General features: G+C 56.0%; 13 protein-coding genes. 5 read left to right on the forward strand and 8 right to left on the reverse strand.

Features of this window, described 5'->3' with window-relative positions; all coding sequences use genetic code 11:
- Window positions 1-332 precede the first annotated feature (332 nt).
- Window positions 333-875 (forward strand): sortase B protein-sorting domain-containing protein, encoded by a 543-nt coding sequence (locus KP626_RS04940; RefSeq protein WP_395975361.1) that lies wholly within the window; start codon window positions 333-335, stop codon window positions 873-875.
- Between the two features lie 281 nt (window positions 876-1,156).
- On the opposite strand, the gene KP626_RS04945 is transcribed toward KP626_RS04940, so the two are convergent.
- From KP626_RS04945 to KP626_RS04970, 6 genes are all read right to left on the reverse strand, one after another.
- Window positions 1,157-2,251, reverse strand: coding sequence for a Coenzyme F420 hydrogenase/dehydrogenase, beta subunit C-terminal domain (locus tag KP626_RS04945; protein WP_395975363.1), 1,095 nt, complete (start codon window positions 2,249-2,251; stop codon window positions 1,157-1,159).
- 135 nt (window positions 2,252-2,386) lie between these two features.
- Entirely contained in the window at window positions 2,387-2,902 is a 516-nt protein-coding gene (locus KP626_RS04950) for a hypothetical protein (RefSeq protein WP_395975365.1), read from the reverse strand.
- Window positions 2,903-2,919: 17 nt separating this feature from the next.
- Complete coding sequence (locus KP626_RS04955; RefSeq protein ID WP_395975367.1) at window positions 2,920-3,429, reverse strand: tRNA (uracil-5-)-methyltransferase; 510 nt, start codon at window positions 3,427-3,429, stop codon at window positions 2,920-2,922.
- A 150-nt stretch (window positions 3,430-3,579) separates the two neighbouring features.
- A complete protein-coding gene (locus tag KP626_RS04960) occupies window positions 3,580-4,332 on the reverse strand; it encodes an exodeoxyribonuclease III (protein WP_395975369.1) in 753 nt (250 codons plus the stop codon).
- Between the two features lie 30 nt (window positions 4,333-4,362).
- Window positions 4,363-5,043: a deoxyribose-phosphate aldolase gene (deoC, locus tag KP626_RS04965; RefSeq protein ID WP_395975371.1), complete on the reverse strand. Its 681-nt coding sequence runs from the start codon at window positions 5,041-5,043 to the stop codon at window positions 4,363-4,365.
- Window positions 5,040-6,368, reverse strand: a complete 1,329-nt coding sequence (locus KP626_RS04970) for a thymidine phosphorylase (protein ID WP_395975373.1) — start codon at window positions 6,366-6,368, stop codon at window positions 5,040-5,042. Before KP626_RS04970 ends, deoC begins: the two co-directional genes overlap by 4 nt.
- 313 nt (window positions 6,369-6,681) lie before the next feature.
- On the opposite strand from KP626_RS04970, the gene KP626_RS04975 reads away from it, so the two are divergent.
- Both KP626_RS04975 and KP626_RS04980 read left to right on the forward strand, forming a co-directional pair.
- Window positions 6,682-7,863 carry a coenzyme F420-0:L-glutamate ligase gene (locus KP626_RS04975; protein WP_395978967.1) on the forward strand — a complete coding sequence of 394 codons (1,182 nt, stop codon included), beginning with the start codon at window positions 6,682-6,684 and terminating at the stop codon, window positions 7,861-7,863.
- 309 nt (window positions 7,864-8,172) lie between these two features.
- Window positions 8,173-9,912 carry a hypothetical protein gene (locus tag KP626_RS04980; protein ID WP_395975375.1) on the forward strand — a complete coding sequence of 580 codons (1,740 nt, stop codon included), beginning with the start codon at window positions 8,173-8,175 and terminating at the stop codon, window positions 9,910-9,912.
- A gap of 79 nt (window positions 9,913-9,991) precedes the next feature.
- Here KP626_RS04980 and KP626_RS04985 read toward each other — a convergent pair whose 3' ends face one another.
- Together KP626_RS04985 and KP626_RS04990 are read right to left on the reverse strand one after the other, a co-directional pair.
- The gene (locus tag KP626_RS04985) at window positions 9,992-12,403 is read right to left on the reverse strand and encodes a DUF2207 domain-containing protein (protein WP_395975377.1); all 2,412 of its coding nucleotides are present in this window, start codon (window positions 12,401-12,403) and stop codon (window positions 9,992-9,994) included.
- A 9-nt stretch (window positions 12,404-12,412) separates the two neighbouring features.
- Window positions 12,413-12,910, reverse strand: a complete 498-nt coding sequence (locus tag KP626_RS04990; protein ID WP_395975379.1) for a LemA family protein — start codon at window positions 12,908-12,910, stop codon at window positions 12,413-12,415.
- 246 nt (window positions 12,911-13,156) lie between these two features.
- Between KP626_RS04990 and KP626_RS04995 the strand changes: the two genes are divergently transcribed.
- The gene (locus KP626_RS04995; protein WP_395975381.1) at window positions 13,157-14,227 is read left to right on the forward strand and encodes an NAD-dependent epimerase/dehydratase family protein; all 1,071 of its coding nucleotides are present in this window, start codon (window positions 13,157-13,159) and stop codon (window positions 14,225-14,227) included.
- Between the two features lie 130 nt (window positions 14,228-14,357).
- The gene (locus KP626_RS05000) at window positions 14,358-15,914 is read left to right on the forward strand and encodes an L-serine ammonia-lyase, iron-sulfur-dependent, subunit alpha (RefSeq protein WP_395975383.1); all 1,557 of its coding nucleotides are present in this window, start codon (window positions 14,358-14,360) and stop codon (window positions 15,912-15,914) included.
- The last annotated feature ends 99 nt before the right edge of the window (window positions 15,915-16,013 follow it).

A 16,013-nucleotide genomic window follows, 5' to 3' on the forward strand; every position in this document is an offset into this window, starting at 1 on the left:
CGCACTCTATCCGTTTTGCTGCGGACGGGATGCGCTTTTTGTATTTCGGGAATTCATAGCGAAGGTCTAAATATATTTGAATAAGGGGGAAAAAACGTGAAAACAAGGCGAAGATTTTTGAGTATCCTATTGGTTTTTTGCGTAATACTCGCATTGGTGCCATTGACGGTGTTTGCAGCGGGTATGGCAGATGGAATAACAAATCTGACAGTCAATCAAAGCAAAGTAGCCTTTGCGGGCCATGAATGGTGGGTAGTTGGCGACGGAACAAGCGGAATATATCCGCAGAAAGGGCATATTACCCTGCTTGCGGCAAATGCAGGCCTTATGTGTTGAAGATTTTTGAAGAGGAAGTCAATGATGAACTCTATACTGATTTTTGCAGCGAACCGGTTCATATGAATCTTGATGTAACCAATGGAACTGGAACAATAAAAGATTTCGATAACATACACGAACATAAGGCGGGAGCGGAATGGAAACACAATGAAACCAGCCATTGGAATGAATGTATGAATAACTGTGGCGAAAAACTGAACGAGGCTCCCCATAGTTATGAATGGGTCATTGACAAGGAAGCTACTGCAACCGAAGCCGGATCAAAGCATGAAGAATGCATTGTCTGCGGTTATGAGAAAGCGGCGGTGGAGATTCCGGCGACGGGAACAACGGGACCTGCTAATCCGAACGAATCCAATGAACCATCCGGGCCTTCCGACCCATCCGCACCTCCGGAGAACCCAGACGATAACTCAAATAACCCACAGACCGGAGACAGCAGTAACCTTGTCCTGCCGATTTTTCTGCTGTTTGTATCGGGTATCGGACTTGCCGGAACTTCGATTTGTCTTAAAAAGAGAAGATACAGCAAATAGGTTTCAGAACAGAGCGCCCCGCAAAATGCGGGGCGCTTTCCTTTACAGGTTTTAGGGCAGCGACCTAACAAGTTTTACTGTTTTGGACAAACCTATTCATAAACAGTCTGCTCACTGAGCCGATGCAGAATTTTACACAGGTATAATAAAGATGGCAAAGCCGATGCGGTGGATTTATCTTCCGAAACCGGTATCCGTTTTATAACGTAGGCCCAGCCAAAGGCTTTGATGCGCAAGTCACGTTTGAGACTTATCCTTTTGTTAATCGATTTACATTTTTTCTATTTTGGATCCTCCCAGCCGGCTTCCCGGCAAGCCTCCAATAGGCCTTTACAGGGAAGCAAACGGCTGATCACATTCCTTTGAGGCTTTTCTCGGGAGGAAACCGATAGCCTTTTGTTTTTGCTCAAAATATCGCCATACTCCACCGGGATCAATTCAATGCCCGATAGACGTTCCATCCATGGCAGGCCCTTTGAAGTATTGACCATCACCGCTGACACCCCCTCCCTTTGATAGCCGGGATGCTCGGGATCCATGCCGAGGTAGTCCCCTAGGGTAATATCCCCCAGCCGGTTCTCTCCTTTGAAGGAGCATCGGTAGCAGCTGGGCCGCAGGAAATATGAAAAAGCATATCCATAGGCGGTATCAAAGAAGGGCATTAGCTCTGTCTTTCCATTTTCCGCTTCCCCCCGAAGATAGGCTGGATACCAGGCGTCCACCTTATGGCGAACGGTGAAGGACGCAATGGGCGCCCCCAGAGACTCCTCCAGGTGATCGATATATTCCACTCCCACCCGGGGCGAGGTGATACCATGGCAGATCAAATCACAGGCCAGCAGGTTGGGGTGGTCCCCGCCAAGGTAGCCTTTGAGAGCTCCCACATCACATGGCGTTCCCACAAAGAGAACCAGCCCCTTTTCCAGGCGTTCCCGCACCAGAGGAAAGATCCCGTTCTTCTGGCTCTGGATATACTTACTGCCCTTTAGAGCCGCCAGATCCTGAGGATGGTTGGTACAGATGTAATGGGTGCTGCGGAAATCTTCCCCATACCGCACCCCGCAGACCCAGCCGCCGGCCTCCAATACCGCTCTAGAGAGCGCGGTGGCAACGCCTCCCGAAGCACAGGAAAGCAGTTCCTTCCGATCCGTTTCATGGGCAGCATAGCAAGCAATGCCGTGCTGGGACCGCCTCATGGATTTTCCAGCCATAATCGGACACTTTTCGCGGCATAGCCCACAATCCACACAAGTGATCCGATCCAACTGCGGATAGAGAAAGCCCTCGTCGTCCGCTTCCATCCGTATGGCATTTACAGGACACACCGCACCACATACCCCGCATCCGCAACAAAGCTCCTTGGCAATCCAGTCCATTCCGACCGCCCCTCCCCTTCAAATCATGGAGCCAGTATACCACAGGCGGAATGATCCGTACATATGTTCGCCTATATTTGGTTTTCTGAAACAGAAAAGCAAAGTGCCCGGCAGCGCCGGGCACAGGCAACAAAACTATTTGAGGGTAAACTGAAAGGTAACCGTTCCCTGGTAATTTCCCTCCCCGGGAATATCCTTGGCATCCACCTGAAGCGCTCCCAACACGTTTTCAGTAGAGGCGCTTTCCGCCATGGCGGTGATGGCCTCCCCAGGCAGTATTTCGTTGCCGCCGCTGAGCAGCTTCATTGGGACCACCTGAGCGGTGTTTGTGGCATTTACCAGTTGAAAGGCCCCCTCCGGTCCGCTGCCGGTAACGGTAATATGCAGCATCTTTCCATTAAAATCGGCCATATCGCTGACGGATATGGTGAACTCCTTGGAGGCAGGGGCGCTGGCCTTGGCAATCACCTGAGTGCCGAAGTCCACCTGGGCGGGAATCTGCACAGTATAGACGGGATCAGGTAGCTTAGCGTTCATGGTAACGTCCACCGACCCCGTGGGATTATCCTGGTTGACGTCGGCGGCATAGGCCGTCATCACGCCAACGCACAGGAGCACGGCAGATAACAACAGGATGATACATTTTCGCATGGGAAGACTCCTTTCTTCTATTGAACCCACAGGTCCAGTACCACATCCGCTCCATTCAACGGGGCGGGCGGTTCCTCCAGTGAATAACATTGATACCGGAGAACCGCGTGGGGATACCGGCCTGCAGGCAGGGTTCGGATCAATTGGATGTCGTAGACTCCCTTGCCCGGGGGAATCAGCTTGGATTCATACACCACCTCCCCATCCACCACCAGGGAGATACAAAAATAACAGGGATTGCCCTGGGGATTCACCAAATTGACCCGCTGGTTCAGCGTATTCGCCGCCAATGTCATGGCACCATAGCCCGGTATGGTGATGTTTCCCGCTCCAGAGGAATCTGTCGGGGAGGGCAGAATGCCCTGCCATTCGACCGCACCGGGATCCACCTCCATCTGCACGCCGGCATTCCCCGTACCGTTTGAAGATCGAAACAGCCCTATTCCCAGGCAAATCCCCGCCACCAACAGCAGCGCCCCGGCACAGAGTGGCAGCCATTTTTTCTGTTTGCGCCTCTCTTGTTTCATGATCCACCATTTCAGAGTTTTCTTGTATTGTATCAGATTCTCCATATGGTTAGAAAGCAATTTTCGACAATATTTGACAATAACAAAAAATATTTCCATGTTTTTTACGAAAAAAAAGCACGCCTTACGGCGTGCTTTTAAATGCCCCGTTTACCCGTTTAGATCCAGCTCCACGGGGCAGTGGTCGCTGCCCAGCACCTGGTCATGGATGATAAAGTCCGCCGCCCGTTCCATCAGACGCCGAGAGGTCAAAAAATAATCGATACGCCATCCGGCGTTGTTCTTCCGGGCGTTGAACAGATAGGACCACCAGGTATAGGCCACCCGGTCGGGATACAGCTCGCGGAACACATCCGCAAAGCCCGCATCCAGCAACTTTTCCATCTTACCCCGCTCCTGATCCGAAAAACCGGCGTTGCCCCGGTTCGTCTTGGGGTTCTTTAAATCCAGATCCGTCCGGGCTACGTTCATATCGCCGCAGATCACCACCGGTTTTTCCCGGTCCAGTTCCATGACATACGCCTTGAAATCGTCCTCCCAGGACATACGGTAATCGATACGGGCAAGCTCCTTCTGTGCATTGGGCACGTAGATGTTTACCAGATAGAAGTCGGAAAATTCCAAGGTAATGGCACGGCCCTCCCCTGCATGGGGAGTATTGGGAATATCATAGACCACCTTTTGGGGGGCGACCCGGGTAAAGACCGCGGTACCGGAATACCCCTTGCGCTGGGCGCTATTCCAGTATTGCTCATAGCCCGCAAGGGACAGCTCCGCCTGATCGGGCTGCATCTTGGTCTCCTGTACGCAGAAGACGTCGGCATCCACCGACTGAAAAAAATCCAGAAACCCCTTATTGATGCAAGCCCGCAGCCCGTTCACGTTCCAGGATACCAGTTTCATCTCGTCCTCCTAGAGATTGTTTTTGTTGCCTTATTCCGGGCGGTTTTCGTACTCCCTTGCCATGGCGTAACCAGCGCTGGTGCCAATGCGGCTGGCGCCGGCATCCATCATGCGGAGCACATCGCCGACGGTGCGAATCCCTCCGGCGGCCTTAACCCCCATATCGTCACCCACCGTGCGGCGCAGAAGGGCCACATCCTCCACAGTGGCGCCGGCAGCGGAAAACCCAGTGGAGGTTTTGACATAGGCGGCGCCTGCCCTTTTTGCCAGCACGCAAGCCCGGATCTTCTCATCGTCGGTTAAAAGACAGGTTTCCAGAATCACCTTGACGGGGGTATCCCCCGCCGCTTGGATCACCCGCACCATATCGCTGAATACATCGCCATCATCCCCGGCCTTAAGCCGCCCGATGTTGAGAACCATGTCGATCTCCTCCGCCCCGTTCTGAACGGCGGTCGCCGCCTCGTAGGCCTTGCTCTCGGTATCCATGGCCCCCAGAGGAAAGCCTACCACGGCACAGGGCTTTACCTCCACCCCAGTAAGCAGCTCATTGACCATTGCCACATAGCAACTATTGACGCAGACCGACGCAAAGCCGTATTCCCGGGCCTCGTCACAGACACGCTGGATCTCCTGGGGAGTGGCGTCGGGCTTTAGCAGGGTGTGGTCAATAAGCCCGCAGAATTCATCCAAAGTCAGGTTCCGTTTCATATCAATCGTTCCTCTCCGTTGGCGGTTACCAAGCCATAGACCAGCGGGCGTTCCACCCGGGCTTCCCCCAGGTGCACGGCCCTTGTAAACAGCTCTCTGGCCTGATCCAGATTTTTCTCCTCGTTAACGTAAAACAGTGCCAGGGGTTCTCCGGCTTTTACCGGCTCCCCTACCCGCTTTTGCATTAGAATCCCTACGGAGTGGTCCACGGTATCCTCCGCACGGGATCTGCCTGCGCCCAAAAGCTGCGCCGCCCGGCCGATGGCCTCGGCATCCATATGACACACATAGCCATCCGCCTGAGCCAAGATGGGTTCCACCCGTCTTGCCTTTATCAGGGAATCGGGGTTCTCTATCACCCTGGTATCGCCGCCTTGAGCGGCGATGATCTCCCGAAATTTATCCAGCGCTGCCCCGGTGTCCAGCGCTTTTTGCAGCTTTGCTTCCGCCTCTTCCGGGGTGGACGCCTTCCCCGCCGCCAGCATGATCTGTTTTGCCAGAAGCATACACACCGAAAACAGTGGGGATTCCCGCTCCTGGCCCGACAAAACGCCGATGGCTTCCCGCACGTCCAAACCGTTGCCGATGGCATTGCCCAGGGGCTGGTCCATATCGGTCACGATGGCGGTAACCCGGCGGCCCAGCCGCTCCCCGATATCTACCATAGCCCGGGCCAGGCGGAAGGCAGCCTCCGTCTCCTTCATAAAAGCGCCGCTGCCGGTTTTTACATCCAATACAATGGCCTCAGCTCCCGAGGCCAGCTTCTTGCTCATGACACTGCTGGCGATGAGGGCCACGCTATCCACGGTGGCGGTTACATCCCGGATGGCGTAGAGCCGCTTATCGGCAGGGACCAGGTCCCCAGTCTGCCCCACGATGGCGGCGCCATGGCGGTTCACCAGATCCACCATCTCTTGGGGGGTGAAATCCACCCGTAGGCCCGGGATGGATTCCAGCTTATCCAGCGTGCCGCCGGTATGGCCCAGTCCCCGACCGGACATCTTCGCCACCTTGACGCCGCAGGCCGCCACCATGGGCACCAATACGAGGGTGGTGGTATCCCCCACCCCGCCGGTGGAGTGCTTATCCGCTACCACGCCTCGGATACCGGAAAGATCCACGGTATCCCCAGACTGCGCCATAAAATAGGTCAGGTTGGCGGTCTCCTCCTCATCCATTCCCCGCAGGCATACCGCCATGGTAAAGGCGGAGATCTGATAGTCGGGAATGCTGCCGTCGGTAACGCCCTGCACAAAATAGGCGATTTCCTCCCGGCTCAGCCGCTCTCCCCGCTTCTTTTTTTGCAACAGATCGATCATATCCATCGCGCTCACCTCCCATAGAGTGTATGCCATTGGGGGTATTCCAACCCGTGTGGCCCCGTGCGGCGGCCCAAGCCTTCCCGGAGGACGGCCCCTTTTGCCAACGCCCGAAAAGCCGCTCCTTCTGTGGGATCATTATAGCATCCCCCTGCTTTCCGGCACAATAGACATCCTTTTTACAGCCCTTTTCCGCCGCGAACAATGGAAAAAAGCGGAGTTTTTTTCATCATTAAATCATCTTTTGTTTTCAACGCCGTCAAGTTGCTGTATAATGCTACCGTGTGAATGCAATATTCCCGTATATGAGGAGGTGCTCATTGTGAGCAGAATTGGCACCGTATCCATGGGTATCCGTATGCCTGTGATCCGCCAGGGGGATGATTTGGGCAAGATCGTAACCGACCATCTTCTGGCCGCGGTAGAGGAAGAGGGCATTGCCCTCCATGATAAAGACGTGGTAGCCGTCACCGAGTCCATCGTCGCCCGGGCCCAGGGCAACTATGCTACCACTGACCAGATCGCAAAAGCGGTCCGGGCCAAGTTCCCCGGCGGGGAAGCCGCTGTGGTGTTTCCCATCTTAAGCCGGAACCGCTTTTCCATCCTGCTGCGGGGAATCCTCAAGGGGTTGGACAAGGTCTACATTGTGCTGAGCTATCCCAGTGACGAGGTGGGCAACCACCTGATGGATCCCGACGCTCTGCTGGATGCCGGCATCAACCCCTATACCACCGTCATGAACCTGGAGGAGTTCCGTGCTCTGTTCGGCACCTACCGGCATCCTTTCACCGGGGTGGATTATGTGGAATTTTACCAGGGCTTGGGAGACAACGTGGAACTATTGTTTGCCAACGATCCCACCGCCGCCCTGACCGTTACCCCCCACTGCCTGGTGGCGGATATCCACTCTCGGCGCCGGACCAAGCGCCGTCTGCGGGACGCCGGGGCTGCAACGGTGGTAGGCATTGACGAGATCATGACCGAGCCGGTGGATGGCAGCGGCTATAACCCCGACTACGGCCTATTGGGCAGCAACCTGGCCAGCGATGATCGGGTAAAGCTGTTCCCCCGTGACTGCGGAACCCTTGTAACCGATATCCAGGCCCGTATCTTTGAGCGCACCGGCAAAAAGCTGGAGGTTATGGTATACGGCGATGGCGCCTTCAAGGATCCGGCCGGCGGTATCTGGGAGCTGGCGGATCCGGTGGTTTCCCCGGGCTTTACCAGCGGCCTTTCCGGCATGCCCAATGAGATCAAATTCAAATTTGTAGCCGATACCGAGTTGAAGGATCTCTCGGGCGAGGAAGCGGGAGAGGCCATGCGGGAATACATCCGCAACAAGGAAGCGGATCTGACGGGCAAGGACGCCTCCCTGGGCACCACTCCCCGGCACCTGACCGATCTTCTGGGCAGTCTTTCCGACCTGACCAGCGGCAGCGGCGACAAGGGTACTCCCGTGATCCTCATCCAGAATTACTTCACCAATTACGCCACCGAATAATCCAAACCGCGTAAAAAGGGCCCATATGGGCCCTTTTTCATTTATTGGATTTTCATACATTTATTTACAAAGTTTATGAAAAGCCGTTGCAGTTTACGCGAAAAAAAGTATACTTTATTCATTGAAGTCAAAGAAACAAAAACCCCCGATTATTTGGGGTTTTTAAGTACAAATTATCAGAAATTCTTGATGCGAAGAAAGGTATACCTTTCTTACTAAACGAAAAAGAACAGCATTGGCACGTTCTCTCGGAGGATGCATACAAAAGCTTCTCCGGGTTAGTAGGAAAAAAATGGAGGAGGCATTTGTATGAAGAGGAAAAGATGGCTTGGGCTGCTCCTTGCAACGGCAATGATGCTGGCGCTGCTGCCCATGACGGCGTTTGCCGCTCCCACGCAAGTATACATGGGCGGCGGCTATTTGAGCGACGGCGCGAACAGCGTTGGCGGTGGTACCGCTACCCTGGATGTGACGCAGAACACCCTAACCCTAGAAAACGTCTCGGTAACCGATTATATTTGGATCAACTCCGACAGCGCGTTTACGATTATCGCTAAAGGAACGAATGCGGTTGGAACCGCCGACGCTCCCGTAAGCGGCAGTGCTTTATGGAGTGAAAACGTGCCAACGCTAAACATCAACGTCGAGAGCGGCGCGGAACTCGGCCTGTATGCGGGAAGCGGGAATGGCCTTTATCTTCCCAACGGCGTTGCCAATATCTCTGGCCCTGGCAAATTAATCGCAAGCGCTGAATATCCAGCCATCTTTACAAAAGGCGATTTGAATTTAAACGGCGGCTTACAGGCCGAAATTGTTTCGGACAGTAACGGCATTCAGGTAAGCAAAGGCAACATCAACATCGAGAACGCCAAGCTCACGGTGGATGCGTATTACGTCGCCCTATTTGCTCAGATGTATGATGAAATAACCGATGCTGATATTCCCTCCGCCGTTACCATGAAAAACAGCACCGTTTCCCTTACCACAGGTGAGTGCCAGGGCGTGTATTGCGGCTCCGGCGGAATCCTGGTAGAGGATACCGTCCTCACAACAAAGACCGACAAGGAAATTTACGCAGAAGGATATAGCCTATACTCCTATGGCGACATCACCATTAAAGGAGATGATACCGTCATCAACGCCGATGACGATTATGGCATTGCTGCCGATGACGGCGTTCTGCGGATTGAAGGGGGAAAAGTTGACGTTTGTTCCACAGACGTGGCTTTAACCGGGTGGTACGGCGTTGAGATCACCGGTGGAACCATCTCCGCAAGCGCTGAAGAAGGCGCGGCTGTGCTGGCAACGGAGGGCCTCGTTCAGATCAAAGGTGCGGATACCAAACTAACGGCAACATCCAACAGCTCCGATACGGCGGCGATCTCCAATGGAATCACCGGCGGGATTCTTCTCGACGCCGACATTACTGCAAAAAATACCGCGAATTATACGCCCATAGAGGGCAAAAACAAGGATAAGAGCGTTGCCATCGCCCTGGGCGCCGGCGTGGGAGCCGTCAACATCAACGGCCAGACGACGGGCGACGTAGTCGTATATAACGAGGCGGACACCAAGTTCTCCTACTTCATCCTTGCGGATGGCGAATCGACGGATGCCGTTTTAGATACCGTAAAAATCTGCAAACATACTTGGGGAGCGCCGGTGTGGAGCTGGAACGCAGAGCACACCGCAGCAAGCGCTCTATTCACCTGCACCAAGGATGCCGGGCATACCGCAAAGGTTGATGGAACCATCACGGCTTTGACCACGGACGCAACCTGCGGAAGCGATGGCAGCACCGTCTATACCGCAACGGCGACGTTCAACGGCAGCGCCTATACCGATGAAAAAACGGTATCCATCCCGGCGACCGGAGCGCATCATTATGTCGATGGAACCTGCACCGTTTGCGGCGCTGAGGAAAAGACCGAAACCGATGTTCCGAAAACCGGCGATGCCAGTAATCCCGCACTTTGGACTGCATTGGCACTCTTTGCTGCCGGCGCCTTCGGAATCACCTTCTATGGGAGAAGAAAAGAAGTTAAGTAACTATAATGCATAGAAAGGGAGCGGAACCTTTGTTCCGCTCCCTTTTTTATCATCCGCCTTTTATTTGATTTCCCTCCCGCTACCAGGCGCCTCCGCCACCGCCTCCGCTGCCACCGCCGGTGAATCCGCCGCCTGAGAAACCTCCTCCAGTGAATCCGCCGCTCCCGCCGCCTTGAGGCGCGGGCGCAGATACCATGGTTTGGGTCATCCGGCCCATGGACCGGTTCATGTAATGGACCATCCAGATGGCGCTCATGGTATTCCAATTCTGCCCCTGGTACCAGATGGGAGGTTCGGTGAGGATCCCCTCAAACCGCCGGCCCAGGGTTTCCTCCAGTCCCAGCACCATCGCATAGGGCAACAGTCGATAGAAATAGCCAGGATGCTCCCGGGCCATGGCAAACAGGCTGCTTTCATCCGTTTGGGTCAGGTACAGCCGCAGACCTAGCAGCTCCTCCATCAACCTCCGTCCATAGACGGAACGCCGTCGGATAAAGGGATGCAGGGCCAAGCATAGCACGCCCACCAGGGTGTAACCAACGGCAATAGCTGGGGACAGTTCCCCCTGCGAAGTCATCAAAAAAACCTGAATCCCCGCAAATACCAAATAGAACAAGCCCAACAATCCGCTCCATAAACGGCGTCGGTGGCGCGCCATCTTATGCCAGCTATTGTATAGCTGCGCGCTGAACCACAGGGCCAGCAGGCCGGCAACCAGGGGCAGGATCCCAAACAAGCTGAACGCGGGATCTCGCTTCAAGCATCCCAGAAGCGGTCCCACCGAAAGGAATAGGGCGGCCAAAAGCGCCAACAGGGTAGACCATCTCCCCGCAGACCGATCCTCCAGCCGGTGTTCTCCGGTAAATTCGCCAGCCACCGCTTTCTGGGCGTCGGCCACCGAGGGATAAAACTTTTCCTTGAGCTGTTCATGGGTCACGGTGCCAGCGGCCTCATCCCCCAGGGCAAACAACGCGTCATACAAGGTATGCTCGTAGCCCCGATGCCCGTCATCCAGCGGAGCGCCACGGGTCAGGAGGAATCCGTCCTCCCCAATGTCCGCCATGGTAAGGTGCCCCTCCTCTGCCCATTGCAGAATCAGGCTGGCAATGTCATCGGGGCTACAGCTAAAATTAATGAGATACCCCGCCTCGGCGGAGTTCAGTTCCTTGGGCGGGAAAGGCTGAGGCACCGGCAGAAGCGGGCGCTCCCGGCCAAGCAGAAGATAGAGCACCAAAAACAGTACCAAGAGCGCCGTGGCCGCTACCAGCGCGATCCAGTTTCCCGCAGACGCCGGCCGGGTAAAGAATCCCTCAGGATAGACCACACGCACCCCGATCAGAGCGCCGGCAGGCAGCTGCTCCAGGGCCACCGTCAGAGCCCCGTTTTCATCCATCTTGGCGGCAAGCTCCCGATCCACTCCATCTTCAGTGCGGCTAAACGCCCGGTATTCGTTGGGAATCTCCGGCAGATGTACCCGAAGGGTTCCGGACATCGCCCCGGCTTCCGCCGTTCCGGAGAAGAGCCAGAGGTCAGCGTAATCCATTTGGCGGTTTCGATCCAGCTCCTGATCCACGGTATAGGACAGGGCAAAGCGCTGCTGCCCCGTGGCAATGGCGGTATGCAAAAAGGCCGCTCCGTATTCCGCGTCGTAATCCATCCCTTCCCCCTCGACGTCCAGAATCCAGGTCTTTTCCTCCCCCTGCGGGGAAAGCGGTACCAGGACTCCCTCCCTGGGTTCGGACAGCTCCAGATCCAATTCCCGATCCACCCGATAGCTCCGGTCCCGGTTTAAGGTGACGATGGCATCGGCCTTGAGAACAGTCAGGGGAGACAGCACCTGGGGCGCCTCGTCAAACGCCCCCTCCTCCAGATATCCATGGAGGGTAACGGCGGTCCCGGGCGCCAATGCCTCCTTGCTCTCCAGCGTGATGAGAGCGCCGTAATCGGCAGCCAGGATATAGGGATTGCCGGTTTCCCCCTCCCTGCCTGAAAACACCTGGTAGCGCACAGGGCGCTCCGGCAGTTGAACGGCGGCGGAAAAACTCTGGATGGAACACTCCCAGCCCTGGCCCAGCAGATTGATATAGGCGTGGTCATAGCTGGAATCCCCATCGGCGGCATGGTCCATGGTATAGCGGATCACATACCGCTGCATTCCCGTCACATATTCCCCCGGGGTTCCAATGCGGATGCGCAGGGTTTCTCCCCCTGGCTCCAGCTGATATTGAGCGCCCTCCACCGAGATGTCGTGAAGATTGTAATCCTCCTCCCCGCCGAAAAGGGGCAGATCGCGATAGATCCCCTGGCGCTCCGATGGGAACCGCACATCGATGGTCTCGGTGACCACATACCGCCGGGCACGGTCCATCCGAACCTCCACCTGGTATTGTTCGATGGTATAGTCCACATCCTGGGCCCGGACGGATACCGGGATTGAGAAAAGGCCCCAGAACAACGCCAGGGCCAGAAACAGGGAAGAAACGCGCTTCATCTTTTCTCCTTAATGGGCCAAAGCCCCTTTTGATTCCCCAAACAGGGGGAGGACAGAAAATTTCCGCACCGCAGCTATCAGGCCGGCGGGAAAGGAGCGAACCTTTCCGTTGAGGGCCTGAACGGCAGCGTTATAATCCTCTTTGCACAGAGCGATGTCCTGCTCCAGCAGGGCAATCCGGCTCAGAATAGCCCGCTCCTCCTCATCCACAACTGCCTGTGCGGCCGCAGCGATGGCCAGGGTCAAGCGGGTTTCGGCGCATAGCCGATCCTCCCTTTTCTCCCGGTTGGCCTCCACCGCCCGCCGGGCTTCCCGAATGCCGGAAAGCAGGGTTTGCTCCTCCCCCGCCAGCATCCGATCGATGCGCTCCAGGCGGGCATCCAGAGGAACCGCCATCATACCGTAGGCTTTTTCCGTCCGTTTTTGTAGCTCTTTCAACTTTTTATGGGTGGATACGCCGTATCCGCCAAACAAGGTCATCATCAGCAAAAGCGCCAATGCCCACATACCGCTACGCCTCCATACAAGGTTCGCGACTCAAGCCGCTTTTTTAGCATGCCCCTATTTTGACATCTCCCAGCACTTTTTTCAACTGTCCCCTGGTTTCGCCCCAAAAAACTGTTGAAATTGCGCCGCAATTCTTCCCAACAAACGCCACAAGATCCAGGAAGTCCCCCTTGTATTTTCTTCGCATATTGTGGATAATAGGATTAGATATTGAACAGATGTTCAATATGAAGGGAAGGTGTGGACATGACCTATCGTCTTTATGTGATTACGGGAGCAACGGGACATCTTGGCAACGGCCTTCTATGGCTGCTGCAGCAAAGGAAGGCTCCGGTAAAAATTCGGATCATGGCTCTGCCGGGGGAGGATGTTTCCGCCCTTTCTCCGTATCAGGAGATAGAGATCGTTCGTGGGGACGTATGCGATTACGATAGCCTGATATCCGCTTTTGACGGCCGGAGCGCAGGAATTCAGCCGCAGGAAACAGCGGTTATCCACTGTGCCGGCGTGGTCTCCATCTATAAAAAGGATGACGGCACCGCCCGCCGTGTCAATGTGGAAGGCACCGCAAACGTTATTGAAGCCTGCCGGGTCCTGGGCATCGGGCGGCTTCTCTATGTAAGCAGCGTTCATGCCCTGACCGAAGCAGCCCATGGCGGCGTCATGCGGGAGCAATCCCGGATGGAGCCCGCAAAGGTGGTGGGCCTGTACGCCAAAACCAAGGCAGAGGCCACCAACCTGGTGCTGGACGCCGCTCGGAACGGGCTGGACGCGGTGGTGGTACATCCCGCCGGCATCATAGGGCCTTTGGATCCCGGCTGCACCCATTCCACCCAACTGGTGTTGGAGTACCTTAAGGGGGGATTGCGGATTGCCGTTCCCGGCGGCTACAACTTCGTAGATGTTCGGGATGTAGCCCAAGGAATCCTATCGGCGGTGGAGCGGGGAAAAAGCGGACAATGCTACATTCTTTCGGGACGGTATATCTCGGTAAAGGAGATCCTCGCCACCCTCTTTGACATCACCGGGCTTCATAAATGCAAGCTCTTGGTGCCCATGTTTTTGGCCAAACTGGCGGCGCCCTTTTCGGAGCTGCATTACCGCCGAATTCGCAAAAAGCCTCTTTTTACCGGGTATTCTCTTTATACCCTGGGCGCCAACTCCAACTTTGATCACAGCCGCGCCACCCGGGAACTGGGCTTCCGGCCCCGGCCCATTCGGGACAGTTTAGCGGATACCGTAACCTACCTCAAAAGCCATGGGAGGCTGGGCAGCCGCGGCCTGCGACGCCGCAAAACCGAAAACGCCACAGCATAGGGCTACACAAAAAAGCACGCGGAAAGAGCGTGCTTTTTTTGCGTTTTAGAATACTGCATTTCCCGTTTCCCCTTGTCTCCCCCCGCAGCCTATGCTATCCTGGTGCCATCAAAAGGGGGGCTAAATCTCAATGGAAAACACAAAAACTGCCGATCTATTCAACGACGTCATGGGCCCCATCATGTGCGGTCCGTCCTCCTCTTCCACGGCGGGGCCAACCCGCATCGGGCGGCTCACCTATGACCTCTGTGGTCAGGGGGACTACAAAAAGGTGATCATCGAATATTCCAGCCACACCGGGTATTCCCATGGCCGGGGTAGCGGAACCACCAAGGGCGTTACCGGGGGTCTCATGGGCTGGATGCCGGATCATGAGAGTCTGTTTTATTCCCTGGATGTCGCCAAGGAGCGTGGTCTGGACATCCCCGTTGTCATCACTGAGGATCCAGTACCCCATGTCAATACCATCACCTTAAAATGCAGCCTGAACAACGGGATGGACATCAGCACCCGTATGATCTCCATGGGCGGTGGCAGCGTGGCCGTGTACCAGATCGACGACCTCCGTGTGGATCTGTTTGGCGGCCGGTATGAGGTGGTGGTCTGGGGCGATTCCGCCGCCCAGGCCGCCGCTCAGGTTCTTTTGGGACAGGCGCCCGTTGCCCAAAACGACCATCTGGCCGTCTTTAGTCGGGAGGAGGAAGCCGATATCGACGCGGTGCGGAACCTGTCCGGCGTGCGCTATGCCTCTCAGCTTTATCCCGTAGTGCCCTGCGTAACCCGGGACGACGCCCAGGCGCCTTTTACCACCGCAGCCGGCATGCAGGCTTGGCAGGCGGAGCACGGCGGCAGTATTCTAGACGCGGCTTTTGCGTATCAAAGCGGCATCAGCGGATGGGACCAGAAGCGCATCATGGATTGGAGCCTCCATCTCCTGGACGTGATGGATCAATCGGTCCAGGCCGGCCTTGATAACGACGGCCGTGGATTTTTCTGTGTTCGTCCGGTCAGCCACGCGTTAAAGGAGCTTCATGAGAAGAAAAAGTTCCTGGATACCGGCATATTGGGCGTTGCTACGGTGGCCGCCACAGCTGTGATGGAATCCAACATGTCCATGCGGCTGGTGATCGCCGCTCCCACAGGCGGAAGCGCAGGGGTATTCCCCGGTGTAGCCGCGGCCCTGGCGGAAGCGGGATATACCCGGGAACAGATCGCCGAAAGTCTTCTGGTGGCGGCGCTGGTCGGCGCTTTCATCTACAACCAGGCTACCTTTACGGCCTCGGTGGGAGGCTGTGCCGTGGAGATCGGCGCCGCTAGTTCCATGAGCGCCGCCGCAGCGGCCTATCTCTTGGGCGGGGACACCAAAGTCTGTCTGGACGCCGCTGGGCTGGCCCTGCGAAACCTCACGGGTTTGGCCTGCGATCCCCTGGCCTCCGGGGTGGAGGTGCCATGCATCCACCGGAACGCCATGGGCAGCGCCAACGCCATCGTCAGCGCCAACATGGCCCTGGGCGGTGTGGATCCCGTTCTTCCCTACGATGAGGTCATCGAAGCCATGTATGTCTTCGGCAAAAACTGTGTGGACAACAACTGGGCCTGTGGCCGCATCGGCCGAGTAGGCGCCCAGGGCACCGCCACGGGGCAGCGGGTGCGAGAGGAGTTTTCCCGTAAGGCTCCCATGGACTAAACCAGCCGGAACCCAGCCCTTACCGCGACCCAGTTTCTAACCCTTTATAGAAACAGTAGAAAAAGCCCGCAGCCGCGGGCTTTTTCTTGTTTCCCTGGA

It is taken from the genome of Christensenella sp. MSJ-20 (assembly GCF_044357945.1).
Lineage (GTDB): Bacteria > Bacillota > Clostridia > Christensenellales > QAND01 > QAND01.

Bases quoted from the DNA above. Each gene is read 5' to 3' on its own strand.
- KP626_RS05000 (WP_395975383.1), top strand. From the start codon at position 14,358: ATGGAAAACACAAAAACTGCCGATCTATTCAACGACGTCATGGGCCCC.
- KP626_RS04970 (WP_395975373.1), bottom strand. From the start codon at position 6,368: ATGGATATGATCGATCTGTTGCAAAAAAAGAAGCGGGGAGAGCGGCTG.
- KP626_RS04950 (WP_395975365.1), bottom strand. From the start codon at position 2,902: ATGCGAAAATGTATCATCCTGTTGTTATCTGCCGTGCTCCTGTGCGTT.
- KP626_RS04985 (WP_395975377.1), bottom strand. From the start codon at position 12,403: ATGAAGCGCGTTTCTTCCCTGTTTCTGGCCCTGGCGTTGTTCTGGGGC.
- KP626_RS04980 (WP_395975375.1), top strand. From the start codon at position 8,173: ATGAAGAGGAAAAGATGGCTTGGGCTGCTCCTTGCAACGGCAATGATG.
- KP626_RS04960 (WP_395975369.1), bottom strand. From the start codon at position 4,332: ATGAAACTGGTATCCTGGAACGTGAACGGGCTGCGGGCTTGCATCAAT.
- KP626_RS04995 (WP_395975381.1), top strand. From the start codon at position 13,157: ATGACCTATCGTCTTTATGTGATTACGGGAGCAACGGGACATCTTGGC.
- KP626_RS04955 (WP_395975367.1), bottom strand. From the start codon at position 3,429: ATGAAACAAGAGAGGCGCAAACAGAAAAAATGGCTGCCACTCTGTGCC.
- KP626_RS04945 (WP_395975363.1), bottom strand. From the start codon at position 2,251: ATGGACTGGATTGCCAAGGAGCTTTGTTGCGGATGCGGGGTATGTGGT.
- deoC (WP_395975371.1), bottom strand. From the start codon at position 5,043: ATGAAACGGAACCTGACTTTGGATGAATTCTGCGGGCTTATTGACCAC.
- KP626_RS04990 (WP_395975379.1), bottom strand. From the start codon at position 12,910: ATGTGGGCATTGGCGCTTTTGCTGATGATGACCTTGTTTGGCGGATAC.